General features: G+C 62.6%; 16 protein-coding genes and 1 pseudogene. 12 read left to right on the plus strand and 5 right to left on the minus strand.

The window, feature by feature from the left end; translation table 11 throughout:
* Nucleotides 1-33: 33 nt before the first annotated feature.
* Nucleotides 34-480 carry a flagellar protein FlhE gene (locus GGQ88_RS20250; protein ID WP_183615244.1) on the plus strand — a complete coding sequence of 149 codons (447 nt, stop codon included), beginning with the start codon at nt 34-36 and terminating at the stop codon, nt 478-480.
* Nucleotides 481-526: 46 nt separating this feature from the next.
* On the opposite strand, the gene GGQ88_RS20255 is transcribed toward GGQ88_RS20250, so the two are convergent.
* A complete protein-coding gene (locus GGQ88_RS20255; RefSeq protein ID WP_183615245.1) occupies nt 527-1,246 on the minus strand; it encodes a DUF6118 family protein in 720 nt (239 codons plus the stop codon).
* A gap of 9 nt (nt 1,247-1,255) precedes the next feature.
* A complete protein-coding gene (gene traA / locus GGQ88_RS20260) occupies nt 1,256-4,387 on the minus strand; it encodes a Ti-type conjugative transfer relaxase TraA (RefSeq protein ID WP_183615246.1) in 3,132 nt (1,043 codons plus the stop codon).
* 170 nt (nt 4,388-4,557) lie between these two features.
* Here traA and GGQ88_RS20265 point away from each other — a divergent pair, with 170 nt between their 5' ends.
* The 4 genes from GGQ88_RS20265 (at nt 4,558) to GGQ88_RS20280 (ending at nt 7,520) form a co-directional block, all read left to right on the plus strand.
* Nucleotides 4,558-4,860: a conjugal transfer protein TraD gene (locus GGQ88_RS20265; protein ID WP_183615247.1), complete on the plus strand. Its 303-nt coding sequence runs from the start codon at nt 4,558-4,560 to the stop codon at nt 4,858-4,860.
* A gap of 37 nt (nt 4,861-4,897) precedes the next feature.
* A complete protein-coding gene (locus GGQ88_RS21490) occupies nt 4,898-5,140 on the plus strand; it encodes a conjugal transfer protein TraD (RefSeq protein ID WP_183615248.1) in 243 nt (80 codons plus the stop codon).
* A 147-nt stretch (nt 5,141-5,287) separates the two neighbouring features.
* Nucleotides 5,288-5,866, plus strand: a complete 579-nt coding sequence (locus tag GGQ88_RS20275) for a recombinase family protein (protein WP_183615249.1) — start codon at nt 5,288-5,290, stop codon at nt 5,864-5,866.
* Between the two features lie 586 nt (nt 5,867-6,452).
* Nucleotides 6,453-7,520 (plus strand): replication initiator protein A, encoded by a 1,068-nt coding sequence (locus GGQ88_RS20280; protein WP_246386400.1) that lies wholly within the window; start codon nt 6,453-6,455, stop codon nt 7,518-7,520.
* A 28-nt stretch (nt 7,521-7,548) separates the two neighbouring features.
* Here the strand turns inward: GGQ88_RS20280 and GGQ88_RS20285 are convergent, their stop codons facing one another.
* Together GGQ88_RS20285 and GGQ88_RS20290 are read right to left on the minus strand one after the other, a co-directional pair.
* Nucleotides 7,549-7,791, minus strand: a complete 243-nt coding sequence (locus GGQ88_RS20285; protein ID WP_183615251.1) for a ribbon-helix-helix domain-containing protein — start codon at nt 7,789-7,791, stop codon at nt 7,549-7,551.
* A gap of 29 nt (nt 7,792-7,820) precedes the next feature.
* Nucleotides 7,821-8,456: a ParA family protein gene (locus GGQ88_RS20290; protein ID WP_183615252.1), complete on the minus strand. Its 636-nt coding sequence runs from the start codon at nt 8,454-8,456 to the stop codon at nt 7,821-7,823.
* Between the two features lie 216 nt (nt 8,457-8,672).
* On the opposite strand from GGQ88_RS20290, the gene GGQ88_RS20295 reads away from it, so the two are divergent.
* The 6 genes and pseudogenes from GGQ88_RS20295 to GGQ88_RS20315 all read left to right on the plus strand — a co-directional run bounded on the left by GGQ88_RS20295 (nt 8,673) and on the right by GGQ88_RS20315 (nt 11,688).
* On the plus strand, nt 8,673-8,954 hold the full coding sequence (locus tag GGQ88_RS20295; protein WP_246386401.1) for an AbrB/MazE/SpoVT family DNA-binding domain-containing protein: 282 nt from the start codon (nt 8,673-8,675) through the stop codon (nt 8,952-8,954).
* Nucleotides 8,951-9,349, plus strand: coding sequence for a type II toxin-antitoxin system VapC family toxin (locus tag GGQ88_RS20300; RefSeq protein ID WP_183615254.1), 399 nt, complete (start codon nt 8,951-8,953; stop codon nt 9,347-9,349). Before GGQ88_RS20295 ends, GGQ88_RS20300 begins: the two co-directional genes overlap by 4 nt.
* Before the next feature lie 2 nt (nt 9,350-9,351).
* Nucleotides 9,352-9,584, plus strand: a pseudogene (locus GGQ88_RS21495) (phosphoglycerate mutase family protein); the annotation flags it as partial.
* A gap of 175 nt (nt 9,585-9,759) precedes the next feature.
* Nucleotides 9,760-10,383: a hypothetical protein gene (locus GGQ88_RS20305; RefSeq protein ID WP_183615255.1), complete on the plus strand. Its 624-nt coding sequence runs from the start codon at nt 9,760-9,762 to the stop codon at nt 10,381-10,383.
* Nucleotides 10,384-10,469: 86 nt separating this feature from the next.
* Nucleotides 10,470-10,928: a DUF4879 domain-containing protein gene (locus GGQ88_RS20310; RefSeq protein WP_183615256.1), complete on the plus strand. Its 459-nt coding sequence runs from the start codon at nt 10,470-10,472 to the stop codon at nt 10,926-10,928.
* A gap of 277 nt (nt 10,929-11,205) precedes the next feature.
* A complete protein-coding gene (locus GGQ88_RS20315; protein ID WP_183615257.1) occupies nt 11,206-11,688 on the plus strand; it encodes a TonB-dependent receptor in 483 nt (160 codons plus the stop codon).
* Between the two features lie 331 nt (nt 11,689-12,019).
* On the opposite strand, the gene GGQ88_RS20320 is transcribed toward GGQ88_RS20315, so the two are convergent.
* Nucleotides 12,020-14,977 carry a Tn3 family transposase gene (locus GGQ88_RS20320; protein ID WP_281372549.1) on the minus strand — a complete coding sequence of 986 codons (2,958 nt, stop codon included), beginning with the start codon at nt 14,975-14,977 and terminating at the stop codon, nt 12,020-12,022.
* A gap of 138 nt (nt 14,978-15,115) precedes the next feature.
* Here GGQ88_RS20320 and GGQ88_RS20325 point away from each other — a divergent pair, with 138 nt between their 5' ends.
* Complete coding sequence (locus GGQ88_RS20325; RefSeq protein WP_169576738.1) at nt 15,116-15,673, plus strand: recombinase family protein; 558 nt, start codon at nt 15,116-15,118, stop codon at nt 15,671-15,673.
* Nucleotides 15,674-15,851: the final 178 nt, after the last annotated feature.

Below are 15,851 nucleotides of genomic sequence, written 5' to 3' on the forward strand. Positions count from 1 at the left end.
GGTAGTCTTCGCAAAACCACCTGAATCAACGACTTGGGCTCGCGTCAAGCTAACCCACTGATACCACTCAACTTAGTTTCGGATCAGGCTCTCAGTTCGCAGGCCGCGTTCGCCGCGAGCGGCACCTACACGAAGACCGGAGCCGGCCCCAATATCTATGTGGCTGGCACGGAGAATTCGAGCTTCCATTCACCGCCCGGCGGTATTTCAACATCAGCCACCATAACTTCGGTGTCCTGGTCAGCCGGCTCCTACTCAAATGGATGGACCACGCAGAATCGACGGCTGTGCTACACTCCTCCCGGAGCCACGACCTATACCACCTGCAAGGACATTTCCTCTCTGGCAAGCGGGACAACCAGTGATTTCAATGGCCTCGCCGCACGGGGCTCTTTCCGAATTATCTACATCCTGACGGGCGGCACCTACCCGACAACAGCGGGTTTCACCAATTCGGTCACCGTCAATTACAACTACTGAAAACGCTCTGTACCCGGTGTCGTAAGGGCATCGGGTACATTCCAAGCTAATTCTTTCCAATCTCTGGCTTGACCGTAATCGAGCAGCGCACGGCCTTCTTGATCTTCGCGGCAGTTTCACTGCACGCCTGGATGGCCTGCCGGTTCCCCTCCGCGAGCGGCGCTGCGGCAACGATGATATGCCAGCTTGCCGGCGCATCGGCCTGCATGAGCCGCTGCCCGGCATCCCACTGCGAGGCCTCCCCCAGCGCCCGGGTCGCCATGGTTTCGGGCACACCCCAGCTCGTCGGCAGCACGCGCGTGAGCGGCCCCATCAACATCGCGTAGAGCAGGGCGCCAGCCAAAACCCCGCCGCCACCGCACTGCCATAATAGCCGCCGCTGCTCCTCGCCGCGCCGCGCCCGCGCCACCAGGCCAGACAAGTCGCGCGTCGCACCATCCAGCGCCGTCTGCGAGGCGGTGAGCAGATTGCGCAGCTCAAAGGTGGAGTTGCGCACCGAGGCGTTTAAACGCTCCCCCATGTTTTCAGGGGTCAGCGCCATCGCCGGACTCTTGCGCACGTTGTCGAGCTGCTGCGCGAGGACGCCCAACACCTTTTCGGTGCGCTCGAGCGTTGGCTGATAGTTCGGAATCTCCAGTTCGGCGCGCGCCGATGCCAACCCCTCGACCGCATGACGCAGCAAGGCCACCTCGCCGCGCAGCGCTTCAAACGCCGCCGCCGGATCGTCGCCGGCAGGAACATCGCCCCGATAGTCGTCCTCGTCCATGGTGTCTCCTTACCGGCTCATGCCAAGATCGCGGCCGCGCCCAAGGCCCAGGTCCATTTCCAGCTCGCGGCCAAGGCGCCGCTCGATGTTGGGTAACTTGTCCATCCGCGCATCAAGCCCCAGCTCGCGGGTGCGCCCGCGCAGGAGCGATTCCACCTGCGGATCGCGCTCCAACCCCTTGGCCATACCCAGCATCGCCTGACGCGCCTTCTCGCTGCCACTGCGATCGCCAGCACCATCCAGACGCTCGCGGGCCTGGGTAAGCTTCTGCCAGTCCGCCACGAACCGGTCGGCGCGCAAGCCGGGATCGGCGCGCACCCGCCCTTCCTCGCCGATCGCCGCCAGCATCGACGCGCTGCGCCCCGCCGCCGCCTCGCCGATCAGCGCGGGATTGCGCGCCGCCGCAGACATCATGTCGTGAACCGCGCCAGGCCGCACCTGCTCCAGCTTGTCGCGGGCCTCGCTCAAAGCCACCTTCTGATGCTCAAGAACGGGCGCGCCCCTGTCCTGCGCCTGCACGATGGCCTGCGCCGATCGCGCCACCCGCTCGACCGCCTGGACGTAGCTGCGATCCGCCCCCGGCTCGGATACCTTTGCCGGTGCTGGCGACACCGGCGCGGCCGACAGCTTCAACCCGTCGAATATCGAACGCCGGGGCTTGTCGCCTTGTACGCCCTGCCCGCGCTCCGGCGCCGAACGCGCCAGACCGGAGCGCAGACCATCGAACAACCCGCGCCGCGGCTCAGGCCCGGGCGCGGCCTTCGCTTCTCCGACACCGCGGTCGGCGTTGCGGCCAGCGACGCCGGATTCCTGCCCCATCGTGCGCATGGTGCCCGCACGGGGCCCGAGGATCTCCACGCCGCGCTTGTCCGGCGCATCCGGCAAGCGGATCTCGCCAGAAAGCCCGCGCCGCTCGGCAAAGGCACGCACCTCGCCGTCGCGGTCCCGGAACATCGGGTAATCCGACGCCATATCCTTGACCCGCTCGCGTCCAAGCGTGCGAACAAGCTGGCGCTGCTCGGCAAAATCATCGCGGCCGTAATGAAGCTGCACCCCGTCCCGGTGCCGCGACAATGCCACATAGGCCGAATGGCGGTCCATGCCCGGCGTCGCCAGCACATGCGCCCGATCGACCGTCACCCCCTGCGACTTGTGGATGGTCGCGGCATAGCCATGATCAACATGGGCATAGTCCTTGGTGTCGAAAGCAACCGAACGGCCATCGTCGAGCCGCACCGCCATGCGCTCGGCGCTGACCCGCTCGATCTCGCCCAGCGTGCCGTTCTTCACCCCAAGCCCGCGCTCGTTCTTGAGGAACATGATGCGATCACCGCTCGCAAACTCGCGCGCGCCCCGCTCGGCCGACACCCGCACGTCCTCGCCCAGCTCGCCCGAGGCCCGCAAGCGGCCCCGCGCGGCAAGGTTGAGGTCGCGCACCTCGGCGTTGGTATGGGTGAGGATGATGCGCGTCTGATCTCGGTCGGCAAGCCGCTGCGCATCCCAACGGTCCACCAGATCGGCGCGCGCCAGCTCGCGCGTCTCGGCCGCCGTGACCATGCCGCGCGCCTCATAGGCATGGATCGCCTCAGCCGTGCGCCCCGTCGCCAACGCCTTGGTCGCATCGCGCTGCCACTCCGCGTTCTGGCGGCGAATTTCGCCAATCTCAGACCAGCCATGCCGCTCCGTGACCGAACGGAACGCCGCCCCCGCCTCGATCGCCTGCAGCTGCTCGGGATCGCCCACCAGCACCACCTTGGCGCCGGCTTCCTGCGCATGGGATAACACGCGCTCCATCTGGCGCGTGCCGACCATGCCGGCCTCGTCGATCACCAGCACATCACCCGGCCCCAGCAGCTCGCGGCCCTGCCCCCACTGGTATTCGAGGCTCGCGATCGTGCGCGAGGCGATGCCCGAGCCGTTTTCCAGATTCTCGGCGGCAATTCCCGAAAGCGCCGCCCCGCGCACCGAATAGCCCGCCCCCTCCCAGGCCTCACGTGCCACGCCCAGCATTGCCGACTTGCCAGTGCCGGCATAGCCCACCACCGAGGCCAGGCCCTTGTCGCCGGTTATATGCTCGAACGCCCCGCGCTGCTCGCCCGACAGCACCAGTCCCCGGCTCTCGGCCTGCGCCAGCGCACGCTCCTGGTGGCGCGCGCCAACCTCGTGCCCCCGATCTTGCGCCAGGCTCTCGGTCGCTCGCTCCAACCGCACTTCGGCCGCAATCATCTCCCGGCTCGTGAACCGGTCCTGCCCCTTCCCGTCCCGGCCCAGCGCCACCAGCTCGGGGCTGGACCGAACCGCCCCCATCACCGCATCGAACTGATCCTTGCCGTCACTGTGCCGGAACGCGAACTGCGCCAGATCGCGTTCCGTAAACGTTGCCTGCCCCCGCGTGATCGCATCGAGCGCAATGGACGGATTGGCGATGATCTTCCCGCCATTCTCGCGCGCGATCCGCGCATGGTCCTCGATGCGTTCGCCCTCAAGCCCCACTTCTTCGCGCCGCATCGCCGCCGGCCCGATCTTGTGCTGCGGCTCCAACTCGATACCTTGCGCCTCGTAGCTGCGGTGATCGATCCGGGCATCAATATCGAGCGCGGCCAGGCGCTCGTTGACGTGATCCGCCCACGCCTCGCGCCACTCCTTCAGCAGCTCCGCGCTGTTCCACTCGCGTACCTTCGCACCGAACCCCTCCGGCCCTACTTCGCGCATCGACAGCATGACATGCGCGTGCGGCTTGGGCTCCCCGTCCTTGCCCTTGTCCCAATGTACGTTGAGGTCCGCGACCATGCCGCGCTCGACAAACTGCTTTTCGACAAACTCGCGGGCGAGCGCGATGCCCTCCACTTGGCTCATCTCGCGCGGAATCGAGAATTCCACCTCCCGCGCCAGTTGCGCGTCCTTGCGAACCTCGCGAGCCTCGACCTCGTTCCACAAGGCTTCGCGGTCGCGAAGGCGCTCCGGCGCGCCCTCCGGCAACATCACTTCGGAATGGACGACGCCGGCCTTGTTCGAAAAGTCATGGTCGCGCCCAAGCCTCTGATCGTGCAGCTCGGACGCGGAACGATAGGCCGCACTCGCAACGGAGCTTGACCCGCTGCTGCGACTGATCACCTTGGCCGAGAAATGGTAGATTGCCATGACAGCCGTTAACTTACTTTTTTTAGTGCACGTCGGCAACGACGTATAAGCGCGCACTCCCACTCTCTGTCGTTCCTGTGATTGACTACTGACTTGGGATATCATTGGTTGTTTTCTGCATTCTGGTTCGTGCTAGGGTGTGCCCCTGGATTGGGTTTGAGGAGCGCGCGATGCGTAAGGTTCGGGATTACGATGCGGAATTGAAAGCACTCAGCGACAAGGTTTCCACGCTCAAGGCCAGGAAGGTCCAGCAACTGGGCGAACTGGTCACCGCGACCGGCGCCGATGCGCTCGATCTCAACATCCTTGTCGGCGTACTCATCGAAGCCATGGAAGCCAACGCAGACACCAAGGAGGCGTGGCGCACGAAAGGCGCTGCCTTCTTTCAGCGGCGCGGGCGCAAAGGTGGGCGAGGCACTACAACGGACAATGGCGTCGCAAGCGAAGCTGGCGCAAGCAATCCGCAGGGCTGAGGCCGGACAACGGCGCACCGATACCAGGGAGTGGGTTGTGGCGCGGCGTGAACGTACCCGTCACCTCATCGAACTGGGCGGCCTCGTCCACAAAGCTGGGCTCGTCGATCTGACCGACGACGATCGCGCCACCCTCTACGGGGCCATGCTTGATCTTGTCGCCAAGGCACGCGGCGAAGATGCCGGCGATGTCTTGGCCCTATGGAAGCGGCGCGGCAAACGCGCTTTCGATGCCGAAGCGCAAAGCGAGGAACGTTCGCCTGATCGCGCCCCGGATTGATCCCCATGCAATCCAGGCCGATGATGCATCACCACGGCAAGTTCCGCAGCTCGCCCGCACCAAAAACGGACCTTTTTGGCGCACCCTCCCCGCCCCAGCTTTTCCGCGCCGTTGCGCGCACCAAAAATCCGCACCAAAATGCGGCCCATGAAACTGATCGGTTATGCCCGTGTCTCGACCCGCGACCAGACCGCCGCACCCCAGCGCGAGGCGCTGCGCGCGGCGGGGTGCGCAACGATCTTTGAAGATACCATGTCGGGAGCCTCGCGCCACCGGTCGGGGCTTGACCAGGCGCTGGGCCAGCTCGCCCCCGGCGATGTGCTGGTGGTGTGGAAGCTCGACCGGCTCGGCCGCTCGATGCAGCATGTCGTCAACATCGTCCTCGATCTCGACCGACGCGGGATCGGGTTCCGCTCGCTGACCGAGGCGATCGACCTGACCAGCTCGACGGGCAAGCTGCTGCTGTCGGTGTTCGGGTGGCTGGGCGAAGTCGAGCGCGATCTGACGATGGAGCGAACCAGGGTGGGCCTTGCGGCGGCGAAGCGGCGCGGGGTCCAGCTCGGCCGACGCCGCAAATTGACGGTGGCCGATGTGGATCATGCGCGCCGGACGATCGACGCCGGAGAAGAATCCGTCGCGGGCATGGCCCGGATTTTGAAGGTCGGGCGCAATACGCTCGGCCGCGCCCTCAAGCGGCAGGAAGGCCGTGGAGGATCATTGTCCTGAAAACCCCTCGGGGGTTGCTAAAGGTCTGAAACGGGGCTGTGCGGCTCGGAAATCGCGCCAGTGGGGGCGTTTCCGCCTCCACTGCCCTCTCGATCGGGGCGCCGCCCTATCGGACTGGCTTCCCTGGAAAGCCATGTTTTCGACCTATCCCCAAGCGCGGCACTGAGGGCTGGGCGCTGCCCTGTAATCCTGATCCTAAACAAACAAATTGCGCCGACCGCGCTAGCGGTCGTCCATGTTAGGCGGGTCGAAGCCGCGCCCTCTGCCCTGAGTAAAGTGCAGTGGTCTGAAATTATCCACAGGGTCGCCTAGTGTTAATATATGGGTTAAGAATCGTGTTACGGGTTTTTGGTGGCTTTGTATGCCGTTGAAAATAAAGTAATAAATGGAGTTTTCTTAGCCCCAATCGTCAACGAAACCCCGAATCCAGTGACTCCAGAACCCCGAATCTGCGTCAACGAAACCCCGAATCTCATCCAAGCGTCAATGAAACCCCGAACTTTTCCGTTGCGTCAACGAAACCCCGAATCTACGGTCGGCGTCAATGAAACCCCGAATTGAGCCTAGCCGTCAACGAAACCCCGAATTGAGCCTAGCCGTCAACGAAACCCCGAACGGCAACGGTGATGGCGGGCGACCGGCGCTACTGCCTGATCGCTACCCTACCCCCGATCTGTTCATCTGCGATGTTCTCGACGCCATCCCCAAGGACGATATGGCCTCGATGGAGCATCCGATATTCTCGCTTGCCACCAAGCCTGATCGCCGTGTGTTCCGCTATGAGCATAACGGCAACACAGTCGAAATCGTCCCCAGCGTCAAAGGGCTGGCGACGATCCACGACAAGGACATATTGATCTACTGCATTTCGCAGCTCATCGCGAAGATGAACCAGGGCGAGAAGCCTAGCCGCACCTTGCACCTCACCGCCCGCGATCTGCTGGTATGGACCAACCGGCAAACCGATGGCGACGGCTATGATCGGCTGCGGAGCGCGTTCGAGCGCCTGGCCGGGACGCGGATCACAACCAACATCAAGGCCGATGGTGAGGAAATTACCGAAGGTTTCGGTCTTATCAATGAATGGCGGATCGTGCGGCAAACCCGCTCCGGCCAAATGTCGGAAATCAAGGTCACGCTGTCGGAATGGCTGTTCAAGATGATCGAAGGGCGTAGCGTCCTGACGCTGCACCGCGATTATTTCCGGCTCCGCAAGCCGCTAGAGCGCCGGATTTACGAGCTGGCCCGCAAACATTGCGGCGCGCAGGAAAAATGGTCGATTTCGGCGGAAGTTCTACAGAAAAAGACCGGCGCTAGCAGCCATATGCGCGTGTTCCGCTCGATGCTGCGCGATCTTGTCGCCCACGATCACCTCCCCGATTACGCCGTGGAAATGAACGGTAACACGGTCACATTTCGCAACCGCGAGGCGTTAGGTGCGGCCGAAGCGATCGAGCCGGAACCCGAGCGCCCCTTTATCGACCCGGAAGGCTTCCACGACGCCAAGAGCGTTGCACCGGGCTATGACGTTTACGGACTATATGACGAATGGGTTTCGTGGTGGAACGACAGCGGACGGCCAGAGCTGAAAAGCCCTCGTGCCGCCTTCGTCGGCTTCTGCCGCAACCGGCACAAGCGCAGCCCGTTACGCTAGTATAGGCGTATACAAATATACGCCTATACTAGCCGACAATCCGGCTGCGGCCTTTCTTCACGAATAGATCGTCCAGTGCCTCACCTAGCAGCTTCTGAACGGTCGTTCCTTCCTCGGCTGCGAGGATACGGAGCTGGGTGCTGACCTCCGGGGGGAAGTGTCCACCGATCAGCTTAGTTCCCTGTCGGCCGCTCGGCGCAGTCCTTTGCGGGGAGTCTACCGGCGCGATCGCCGGGGCGGGCTCGCCGCTGGTCATAGCGCGGTCAAGCATCGCTTGCAGGGAATTGCCGCCCTTCGCCATCATGCCGCCTCCGCTTCATTGTATATTCGTATAGTTGTATACTCGTATAAACGACGGATTTCATCGGCCGCCGGTCCCTGCGGCTCGAACTCCTGCACCGCCTGCCCTGCGGCCTGGGCGCGGAAAAAGGCTTTGCGGCTGCCGATCGTCACCGGGCAGACGGTCGCCCCCAGCTCGGCCACGGCCTTGATCGCGTCGGCCGTTTCCTGACCTTGCGGCGGCACAAAGGTAAGGACAACGGCAAAGGCGCGATCGAGCTGGCGCACAATGTCCAGCGTGTGCGTCATGCTCATGGTGTCGAATACGGCCGTCTTGGTCGGGATCAGGATGAAGTCGGCATGACGCGCCGCCTCATAGGCCACGTCCCGCGCGACCGCCGCGCCGTCGATCACGACAAGATCGGTTCCGGCGTCCTCGCAGGCTTTGAGCATAGCAGGCAGGCGCACGGGCTGAATCGACGCTACGGCGGGCGTATCGATCTGACGCACGTCCTTCCAGAACGAGGCCGTCGCCTGCGGGTCCAAGTCGATGATAGCCGCAACCTTGCCCGCCTGCTCGGCCGCGACCGCCAAACAGGTTGCGAGCGTCGTTTTCCCAACCCCGCCCTTTTGCGAGAGGATGGCGAGAACCTTCATTCTACACTCCTACAGGTATAACTTTATACTTGTATACTCCTATACGAAGAAAAGGGAATCCCCGAATTGCAAGGGTATCAGGTGCGTCGGCGTCATTGAAATGACGATAGCTCGATCCGGCCGCGTCAACGGAAGCACGGGGAAGGAAAGGGGCCATCAGGATTGGGGTCTTGAATGTAAGGCGGTTCTGCATTACCTTGGTTTGATATGGAGGTAATGACCATGGCGACATTAAGCGTGACCGCGCGGGGCCAAGTAACGTTTCGGAAGGATATTCTGAAACATCTCGGTATTCAGCCCGGCGGCAAGATCAGACTCGACCTGCTGCCCGATGGCAGGGCGGAACTGAAAGCGGACCAGCCAAAGGGTTCGTGGCGGGCGCTGCACGGGATGCTCAAGGGGAAGGGCGACGGCCCCCGGTTCACGATCGAAGAAATCAACGATGCTATCGCGGAAGCGGGCGCTGCTGCCGGCGTGGCCGGTCTGGACGATAAATGAAGATCACGGCCGACACCAACGTCTTGCTGCGCCTAGTGCTGGCGGACGACGAAGCGCAGAGCCTCGCCGCCGTCGAAGCGATGGAAAGCGCGACCCACGTTGCCATCAGCGTGCATTCATTGTGCGAACTCGCCTGGGTTCTGGAACGCCTCTACAAGAAAACCCGGCCCGAAATTGCCGCCGCGATCCGGGGCCTGATCGAAGCGGAGAACGTCGTCGTCAATCGCCCTGCGGTGGAAGCGGGCCTGGTCATCCTCGATGCGGGCGGCGATTTCGCGGACGGGGTGATCGCCTTTGACGGCCGATTCCACGGCGGGGAGACGTTCGTGTCCTTCGACAAAACGGCGGTCAAACTGCTGAAAGGGCAGGGAGCCGCCGCCCTGCTGCTGAAATAGCCATGCGCGCAGTATTCATCCGGCATGGGGAAAGCACCGGCAACGCCGGTGTTCCCTGTCACGATCTGGCGACGATCGAGCTGACGGAGCGGAGCAGGGGGCAGGCGCGGCATGTTGCGGCGAGCTGGGACAAAGCGCCGTCGCTCATCGTGACGCCGCCCTATGCCCACACCTCGAACGCTATTGGAGCGAGGCGGACCCGGCCTATTACGACGGGGAAGGAACGGAGAGCTTCAATGAGATGGGCACCTCCATTTACCGGTTATTTTTCCGGCGACGGCACGGTGACGGTGCGCATCTTGGCACCTACGCCAAAGCCCATTCACTCCGTAAATCCCCCAATACATAATTCGCAAATTATTAATTGAGATGCTTAATGGTGTCCGCAATTTCTCTCGGGAAGGGGCATCATGATCAATTCCGTCTCTAATACATCTTTTCTACGCCAGAGCGCTGTTCCGCTCTCGACTGCGGCGAAAGACCTGACGTTTGCTCAATCTCTTGCATCCACGTCATCCGATGGAACTCTGGTGACGATCTCAAATGATGCCAAGGCAAAATCCGCCACGCAAACGTTTGATTTCGATGTGAATTACAACAACATTGACCATACTCAAGAAGAATTTAAGGCGCATTACGCTGAAGGCGCACGACTCATTAGCGAAATGCAGGGCCTTCCTGAAGGACAATTCGACTTCACTCGCATAAGCGCAAAACAAGCACAGGTGATATTGAAAGATGCCGTTCTCAATCATGGGGCATCTTTGGATAATACCGGCGGCCTCCAAGGATATATACTTGATAATGTAGACTTTTCCGGAAAAATCCCTGTCTATTCAGATATCCCAAAGGATGCGATTGCCCACATCAAAACACAGTTGGTTTCCACCCCGGGTGTGGACGGCGGAGCCTTTCGGATGCCCCAAGAAACACTGGATTGGCTTCAAACGATGCAAAGCCATGCCGCATCCAAGGTTGAAATGTCCGTGAATGATGTCCTCTCAGCATTATCCGGCCGAAAAAACTCGGGGTAATCATCATAGTGGATAAACCCATATTGCACCAGACGGGCGAACATGACAGGCTCGCCCTCCTTTATTGACCATGAAGGAGGGGGCATATGTTCAAAATGAAAGTATTCGCAGCCGCAGTCACTTCAGCAGTAATGCTCGCTTCTGCGGCTCCAGCACTCGCTGCCCCTGCGTTGACCAGTGTCCAGATCATCGAGGTGGCATCGACGCAATACGGCGGCCCGGAAGCAATCAGTCCTTCGCAATATCTGACTGCTGGAGATCACGGCGGCGCCCAAGTCCGCATCACCGTTCGCGAAATCGGCTACGCTCAAACCGTTAGGACCGTTACGCTGGATGGCGTCATCGTCTCCAATTCCGCCGTGCAAACCTGGCCTCTATGCGGCACGGCCCTGGCTCCGACACGCACTTGCCCCAATGGTTCCATCTACATTGGCTTCGACCGCCAATATCAGATCGACGGCAGCAGCGGCGGAAAGTACTCGGTGACGGCGCGCAACGCCTCCTCGCCCTTCAACGCAATCACCGACTGGATTCAGATTCAGTAATCTCCTGTAGCGACCAATCCCGATCGGGATTGGTCGCTAACTTGCGCGTATCCAAGTATGATCAGCCCACCCAAGCCGCTAGCTCGATCGTCATCAACGCTGATCTGACACGCGAGCCAATGTGCTTGCGAATTCTCGTTCGAAGGGCCGCCATCCACGATCAGCAGGAGCACTGCAGGTCGGATGTCACCGGGTAAGGCACCCGTCTATGAACCGGCCTAACGTTAGGCGGCCTCTCTTTCAGCTTGGGGCGCAATGCAAGGAAATTTGGCCGTGGGTGGCTTCGGCCTTGTGCGCGAGCGTGATTTACGCTCCATCAGCATCTCATGCCCAATCCCGCTCGGCGACTGACCCTGCGATTGGAACGGCAGAAATCATCGTAACAGGCCGGCGGCCCCGCACCATTGCCGAAAAGGACGTAGCCGAGAGCATTCCACCTGACGTAATCAAAATTTATGCGACCGACAGCATCGGTGAGCTGCTAGGCCGCCTTTCGGCACGCTTTGGCCCCAACGTCTCAATCATAGTCAACGGGCGGCGGCTCGCATCCAACGATGCGATCGAGGCATTACCCCCGGAGGCTCTGGAGCAAATTCAGCTTCTGAATCCCACCAAAGCGCGCGAGTTCGGATTTTCCCCGGCCCAAACCGTGATCAATCTTGAATTACGGCCAAAATTCCAATTTTTTGCGGCGGAAGGTTCTGGGTCAATGGCGACGGACGGGCGCTGGCGAGGCGGAAACTTCAACGCTGCGCTATAGCCGAATCCGGAACGATCAGCGCCTGACGGCCGCACTGACCCTTTTGCATCAAGGTGGCATTCGCCAACGAGATCGCTTTGCATCTACTGCCTCCCAAAACGATCGCAGCCTGATCCCCTCCCAGGACGCGATCACATTTACCAGCGGATATGGGCGCCCGCTTGGCGAACTTAATCTCGATTTCAGTGCTGACGCCGGCCTGTCTCGGTCCGAAACGCTGACAGGGGTAGTCGCTGACGTTTCCGGCACCGGCGACTATCAGGGGTCACTACACGAAAGTGAGTTTTACGTACGCTAGGGGAGAACCTCTCGTGAACACGGGCGAGTGCTGTCATGCGGCCAGGAGCGATGACGGTGCGCGCAGCGGGCGGAGTTGGCCGGGATCTGGGCGGCTTTCGACATTCCAGCGATAGTCGCCGGTGAGCGAGATATGCTCCCATCCCAGTGGGGCGATATGGCGAGCAATGTCTTCCGGGATCGCCAGCGCCCCGACTGCCTGTTCGAGATAGCGGGTGTTCCACAGGATGATGGCGGCCACAAGGAGATTGAGGCCGGAGGCGCGATAGGTCTGGTTCTCGAACCGCCGGTCGCGCAGCTCGCCAAGCTGGTTGAAGAAGAGCGCACGGGCGAGCGCGTTGCGCGCCTCGCCCTTGTTAAGGCCAGCTTGGGTGCGCCGGCGTAGGTCGAGATCGCGCAGCCAGTCGAGCATGAAGATCGAACGCTCGATCCGCCCGACCTCGCGCAAGGCCAGCGCCAGTCCGTTCTGGCGTGGGTAAGCGGACAATCTGCGCAGCATTGCCGATGCGGTGGCTGTGCCGCTGCGGATCGAGGTAGTGAGACGCAGCAGTTCGTCCCAATGGGCGGCGACATGCCCGATGGCGACCGGATCGCCAGTCATGCCGGTCAGCAGCGGCCCCGCTTCCTGGCCCGGCAGCAGATGCAGGCGCCGGTCCTTAAGGTCGCGTAGGCGCGGCGCGAAGCGGTAGCCGAAGAAAGGCATCAGGCCGAACACATGATCGGATGCGCCGCCGGTATCGGTGTAGTGCTCTTCGATCGACAGGCCGGTGGCATGGTATAGCAGCCCGTCGAGGACATAGGGGGCCTCGCCGGCGGTCGCCGCGATCACGCGGCTCGCGAACGGATCATATTGATCCGAGATGTGGGTGTAGAAGCTGACGCCAGGTTCGTTGCCGTTGCGCGCGTTGATGTCGCCGATCGCGGTGCCGCGGCCGCCCGCATGGAAGAGCTGACCGTCGCTCGAAGAGGTGGTGCCGTCGCCCCACAGCGCGGACAGCGGCACGGTGCGGTGGACGTCGATCAACCGCCCCAGCGCCTCACCATAGGCGGCTTCGCTGATATACCAGTCGTGGAGATGGGCGAGCTGACGCAAGGTTGCGCCCTGACAGGTCTCGGCCATGCGCGTCAGGCCGAGATTGATGCCGTCGGCCAGGATCACGGTCAGGAGCGCGTTGCGGTCATCCGCCACGCGACCGGAGCGGCGATGGGTGAAGCATTCGGAAAAGCCGGTCCAGCTATCGACCTCCAAAAGAAGATCGGTGATCTTCACGCGTGGCAGCCGATCATAGGCGATGCGGCGCATATCTTCTGCGCCAGGCGGCGTGATTGCCTTGAGCGGCGATATGACCAAGCCGTTGCCGTCAAGGCGCACCTGGGGCAGCTCTCCCTGCCGGGCGAGGATCGTCACCCGCTCGATCACGGTGTCTAGGCTGGCGCGGCGTTCGGCGATGAAGCTTTCGAAATCGGTGTCGATCGCCAGCGGCAGCGGTCCCCGTGCGCGCATCGCGTCGAAGGTGGCAGATGGCAGAAGATAGCTGTCGAAGGAGCGATACTGGCGGCTTTCCGCCACCCATATGTCGCCGGCGCGCAGCCGGTCGCGCAGTTGGGTGAGTACGCAAAGTTCATAGGCGGCGCGAACGACCACGCCATTGCGCAGCACGAACGGCCGCCATGACGGCGGCACGAACCGGAGCGGCGGTTTGTCGGGCAGGCGGCGGCGTCCGGTGCGATAGATGTCAGCCACGAGGCGGACCGCATCGAGCAGCCCCTGCACCGCGCCCGCTCCGCGAAACTCGAAGGCGTTGAGGAACGGCCCGATCACGGAGCGCAGTGAGCGCTGCCGCTCGATCAGTTCGGCCGTGCGGTCGATCGTTTCCGGCGCGATCAGCAGCTCGGCGTCCGCGACCGCCGGTCCCAGTCTCTCCCAGTCGATCGAACCGATGGCGGCAAGAGAATCCACGCCCTGCGCTCGTGCGTCTAGCAAGGCCCGGCACGAGCCGCTGAGCAGGCGAAGCTGCGCCTGCAATGACCGGATCGTGCCGATCGCCTTATCCTTGGTCCGGTTCTCGGCCCGACGCATCATGCTCCCCAGGAGCTTGTCCATCATCGTCAGCACAGAATCGGTCAGGCTTTCCTCGAGCCGGATGCCGGCAGCAGCAAGGATCGCATGCCGACGCTGGTCGGGCAATTCCGCCAGATGCTGCGGCGTGATGCGTGCCGCCTCGTCGGCGATCCGGTCGAACGCCGTCTGCGGGATCGTCGCGGCGCGCGATGCAGTCAGGCCCAGCGCGCGAACGTGGTCAAGCCGGTCGATCAGTCGCAGGACATTGCGCGGTGCTGGGGACAGCGGCGGGTTGCGCAGCCATGAGAGCCAGGTCGCGCTTTTGTCGTCGCGCCGCGACAGGAGGGCGTCGAGCCGTGCGCGTTCGGGTTCGCCGAAACCCCCGGCGAGCACGTCATGGACCAGTTCCCCGGCCTGCTGCCGCGCCCGTCGTACGATCGCCTCGATCACCGTAACAGGCGGCAGCAGCAATCGCCGACGTCGCATCTCGCCGATGACTATGCTGGCAAGCCGCGAGGGCTGGATGACGGTCTGCGCGATCGGCATGGCGAAAGCGACCAACGCGTGGAAATCCGCGCGACCGAAAACGAGATGACCGAAGCGCCGCGACAGGTCGGCAAGGTGCGTTCGCCGCGTCTCGTCGCGCCGGGCATAATCGCGCCATGACGCGGGCGACACATCCAACTGACGGGCCACGAACGCGAGGATCGGCATGGACGGCGCTTCGCCGGCTTCCAGCACGCGCCCCGGCCAGCGCAGATACAGCATCAGCATCGCATAGCCGAGGCGGGTGGCGTCGCCGCGACGGGATGCGATCAGTTCAAGGTCGTCCCGGGTCAAGGTGAAGTGGCGGGCGATTTCGCGTTCATCGAGCGAGGGATCATAATGGTCCGCAAGCATCTCACGGGTCAGCAGGTGTCTTCTGGCCAAGCTCGAACCCCTCCATGTCGCTGTCCGTCAGACGTCCGTTGGACGGCCACCGGGAATGTGTCCGTCAACTCTGGACCTTCGATGGCGATTCGGACAAGATCGCATGATGATGGGAAAACGGACACGATGGGGCGGCCCGTGGCGCTGATCGGCTATGCGCGGGTCTCCACCCCCGACCAGAAGCTCTCGCTCCAGCATGACGCTCTGCAGCGAGCAGGATGCGATCGTGTTTTCGATGATCAGGCGTCGGGAGCCAGGGCTGACAGGCCGGGCCTTGCCGAAGCACTGGCCTATTTGCGCGCCGGCGACACGCTGGTGGTGTGGAAGCTCGATCGCCTCGGTCGCTCGATGAGCCACCTCATCGAGAAGGTTGGTGAACTGGCGGCGCGAGGCATCGGGTTCCGCTCGCTAACCGAGAATATCGATACCACCACACCGGGAGGGATGCTGGTGTTCAACATCTTCGGATCCCTCGCGCAGTTTGAGCGCGATCTGATCCGCGAGCGCACCCAGGCGGGCCTGCGCGCCGCGCGCGAGCGCGGCAGCAAGGGCGGGCGCCGCCCCGTCGTCACCCCCGACAAGTTGCGCAAGGCGCGGGCGCACATCGCAGCGGGCCTCACTGTGCGCGAGGCTGCCGCTCGCCTGAAAATCGGGAAGACCGCCCTTTATAAAGCGTTGGAAGGCGCAACAGCATAATAACTATGGCTCCAAATGTCGATCCGATCCGTCACCATGTTATACATTCCCGCGTAGACGCACGCATTCGGGTTATCATCGGCGGCTCTGTTGCAAAGATTGGCGGCAGTCAGAGGTAGGCTGTCGCTCTGCGCCGATCAGGCGGCTGCTGCGAAATGGTGGTTGAGCATGCCCATGG

The sequence above is a fragment of the Novosphingobium hassiacum genome (assembly GCF_014196055.1).
Taxonomy (GTDB): Bacteria; Pseudomonadota; Alphaproteobacteria; order Sphingomonadales; family Sphingomonadaceae; genus Novosphingobium; species Novosphingobium hassiacum.

What these genes read in the sequence shown, in the direction of transcription:
- GGQ88_RS20255 (WP_183615245.1), bottom strand. Translation starts at nt 1,246, where the DNA reads ATGGACGAGGACGACTATCGGGGCGATGTTCCTGCCGGCGACGATCCG.
- traA (WP_183615246.1), bottom strand. Translation starts at nt 4,387, where the DNA reads ATGGCAATCTACCATTTCTCGGCCAAGGTGATCAGTCGCAGCAGCGGG.
- GGQ88_RS20265 (WP_183615247.1), top strand. Translation starts at nt 4,558, where the DNA reads ATGCGTAAGGTTCGGGATTACGATGCGGAATTGAAAGCACTCAGCGAC.
- GGQ88_RS20275 (WP_183615249.1), top strand. Translation starts at nt 5,288, where the DNA reads ATGAAACTGATCGGTTATGCCCGTGTCTCGACCCGCGACCAGACCGCC.
- GGQ88_RS20285 (WP_183615251.1), bottom strand. Translation starts at nt 7,791, where the DNA reads ATGCTTGACCGCGCTATGACCAGCGGCGAGCCCGCCCCGGCGATCGCG.
- GGQ88_RS20290 (WP_183615252.1), bottom strand. Translation starts at nt 8,456, where the DNA reads ATGAAGGTTCTCGCCATCCTCTCGCAAAAGGGCGGGGTTGGGAAAACG.
- GGQ88_RS20295 (WP_246386401.1), top strand. Translation starts at nt 8,673, where the DNA reads ATGACCATGGCGACATTAAGCGTGACCGCGCGGGGCCAAGTAACGTTT.
- GGQ88_RS20300 (WP_183615254.1), top strand. Translation starts at nt 8,951, where the DNA reads ATGAAGATCACGGCCGACACCAACGTCTTGCTGCGCCTAGTGCTGGCG.
- GGQ88_RS20305 (WP_183615255.1), top strand. Translation starts at nt 9,760, where the DNA reads ATGATCAATTCCGTCTCTAATACATCTTTTCTACGCCAGAGCGCTGTT.
- GGQ88_RS20310 (WP_183615256.1), top strand. Translation starts at nt 10,470, where the DNA reads ATGTTCAAAATGAAAGTATTCGCAGCCGCAGTCACTTCAGCAGTAATG.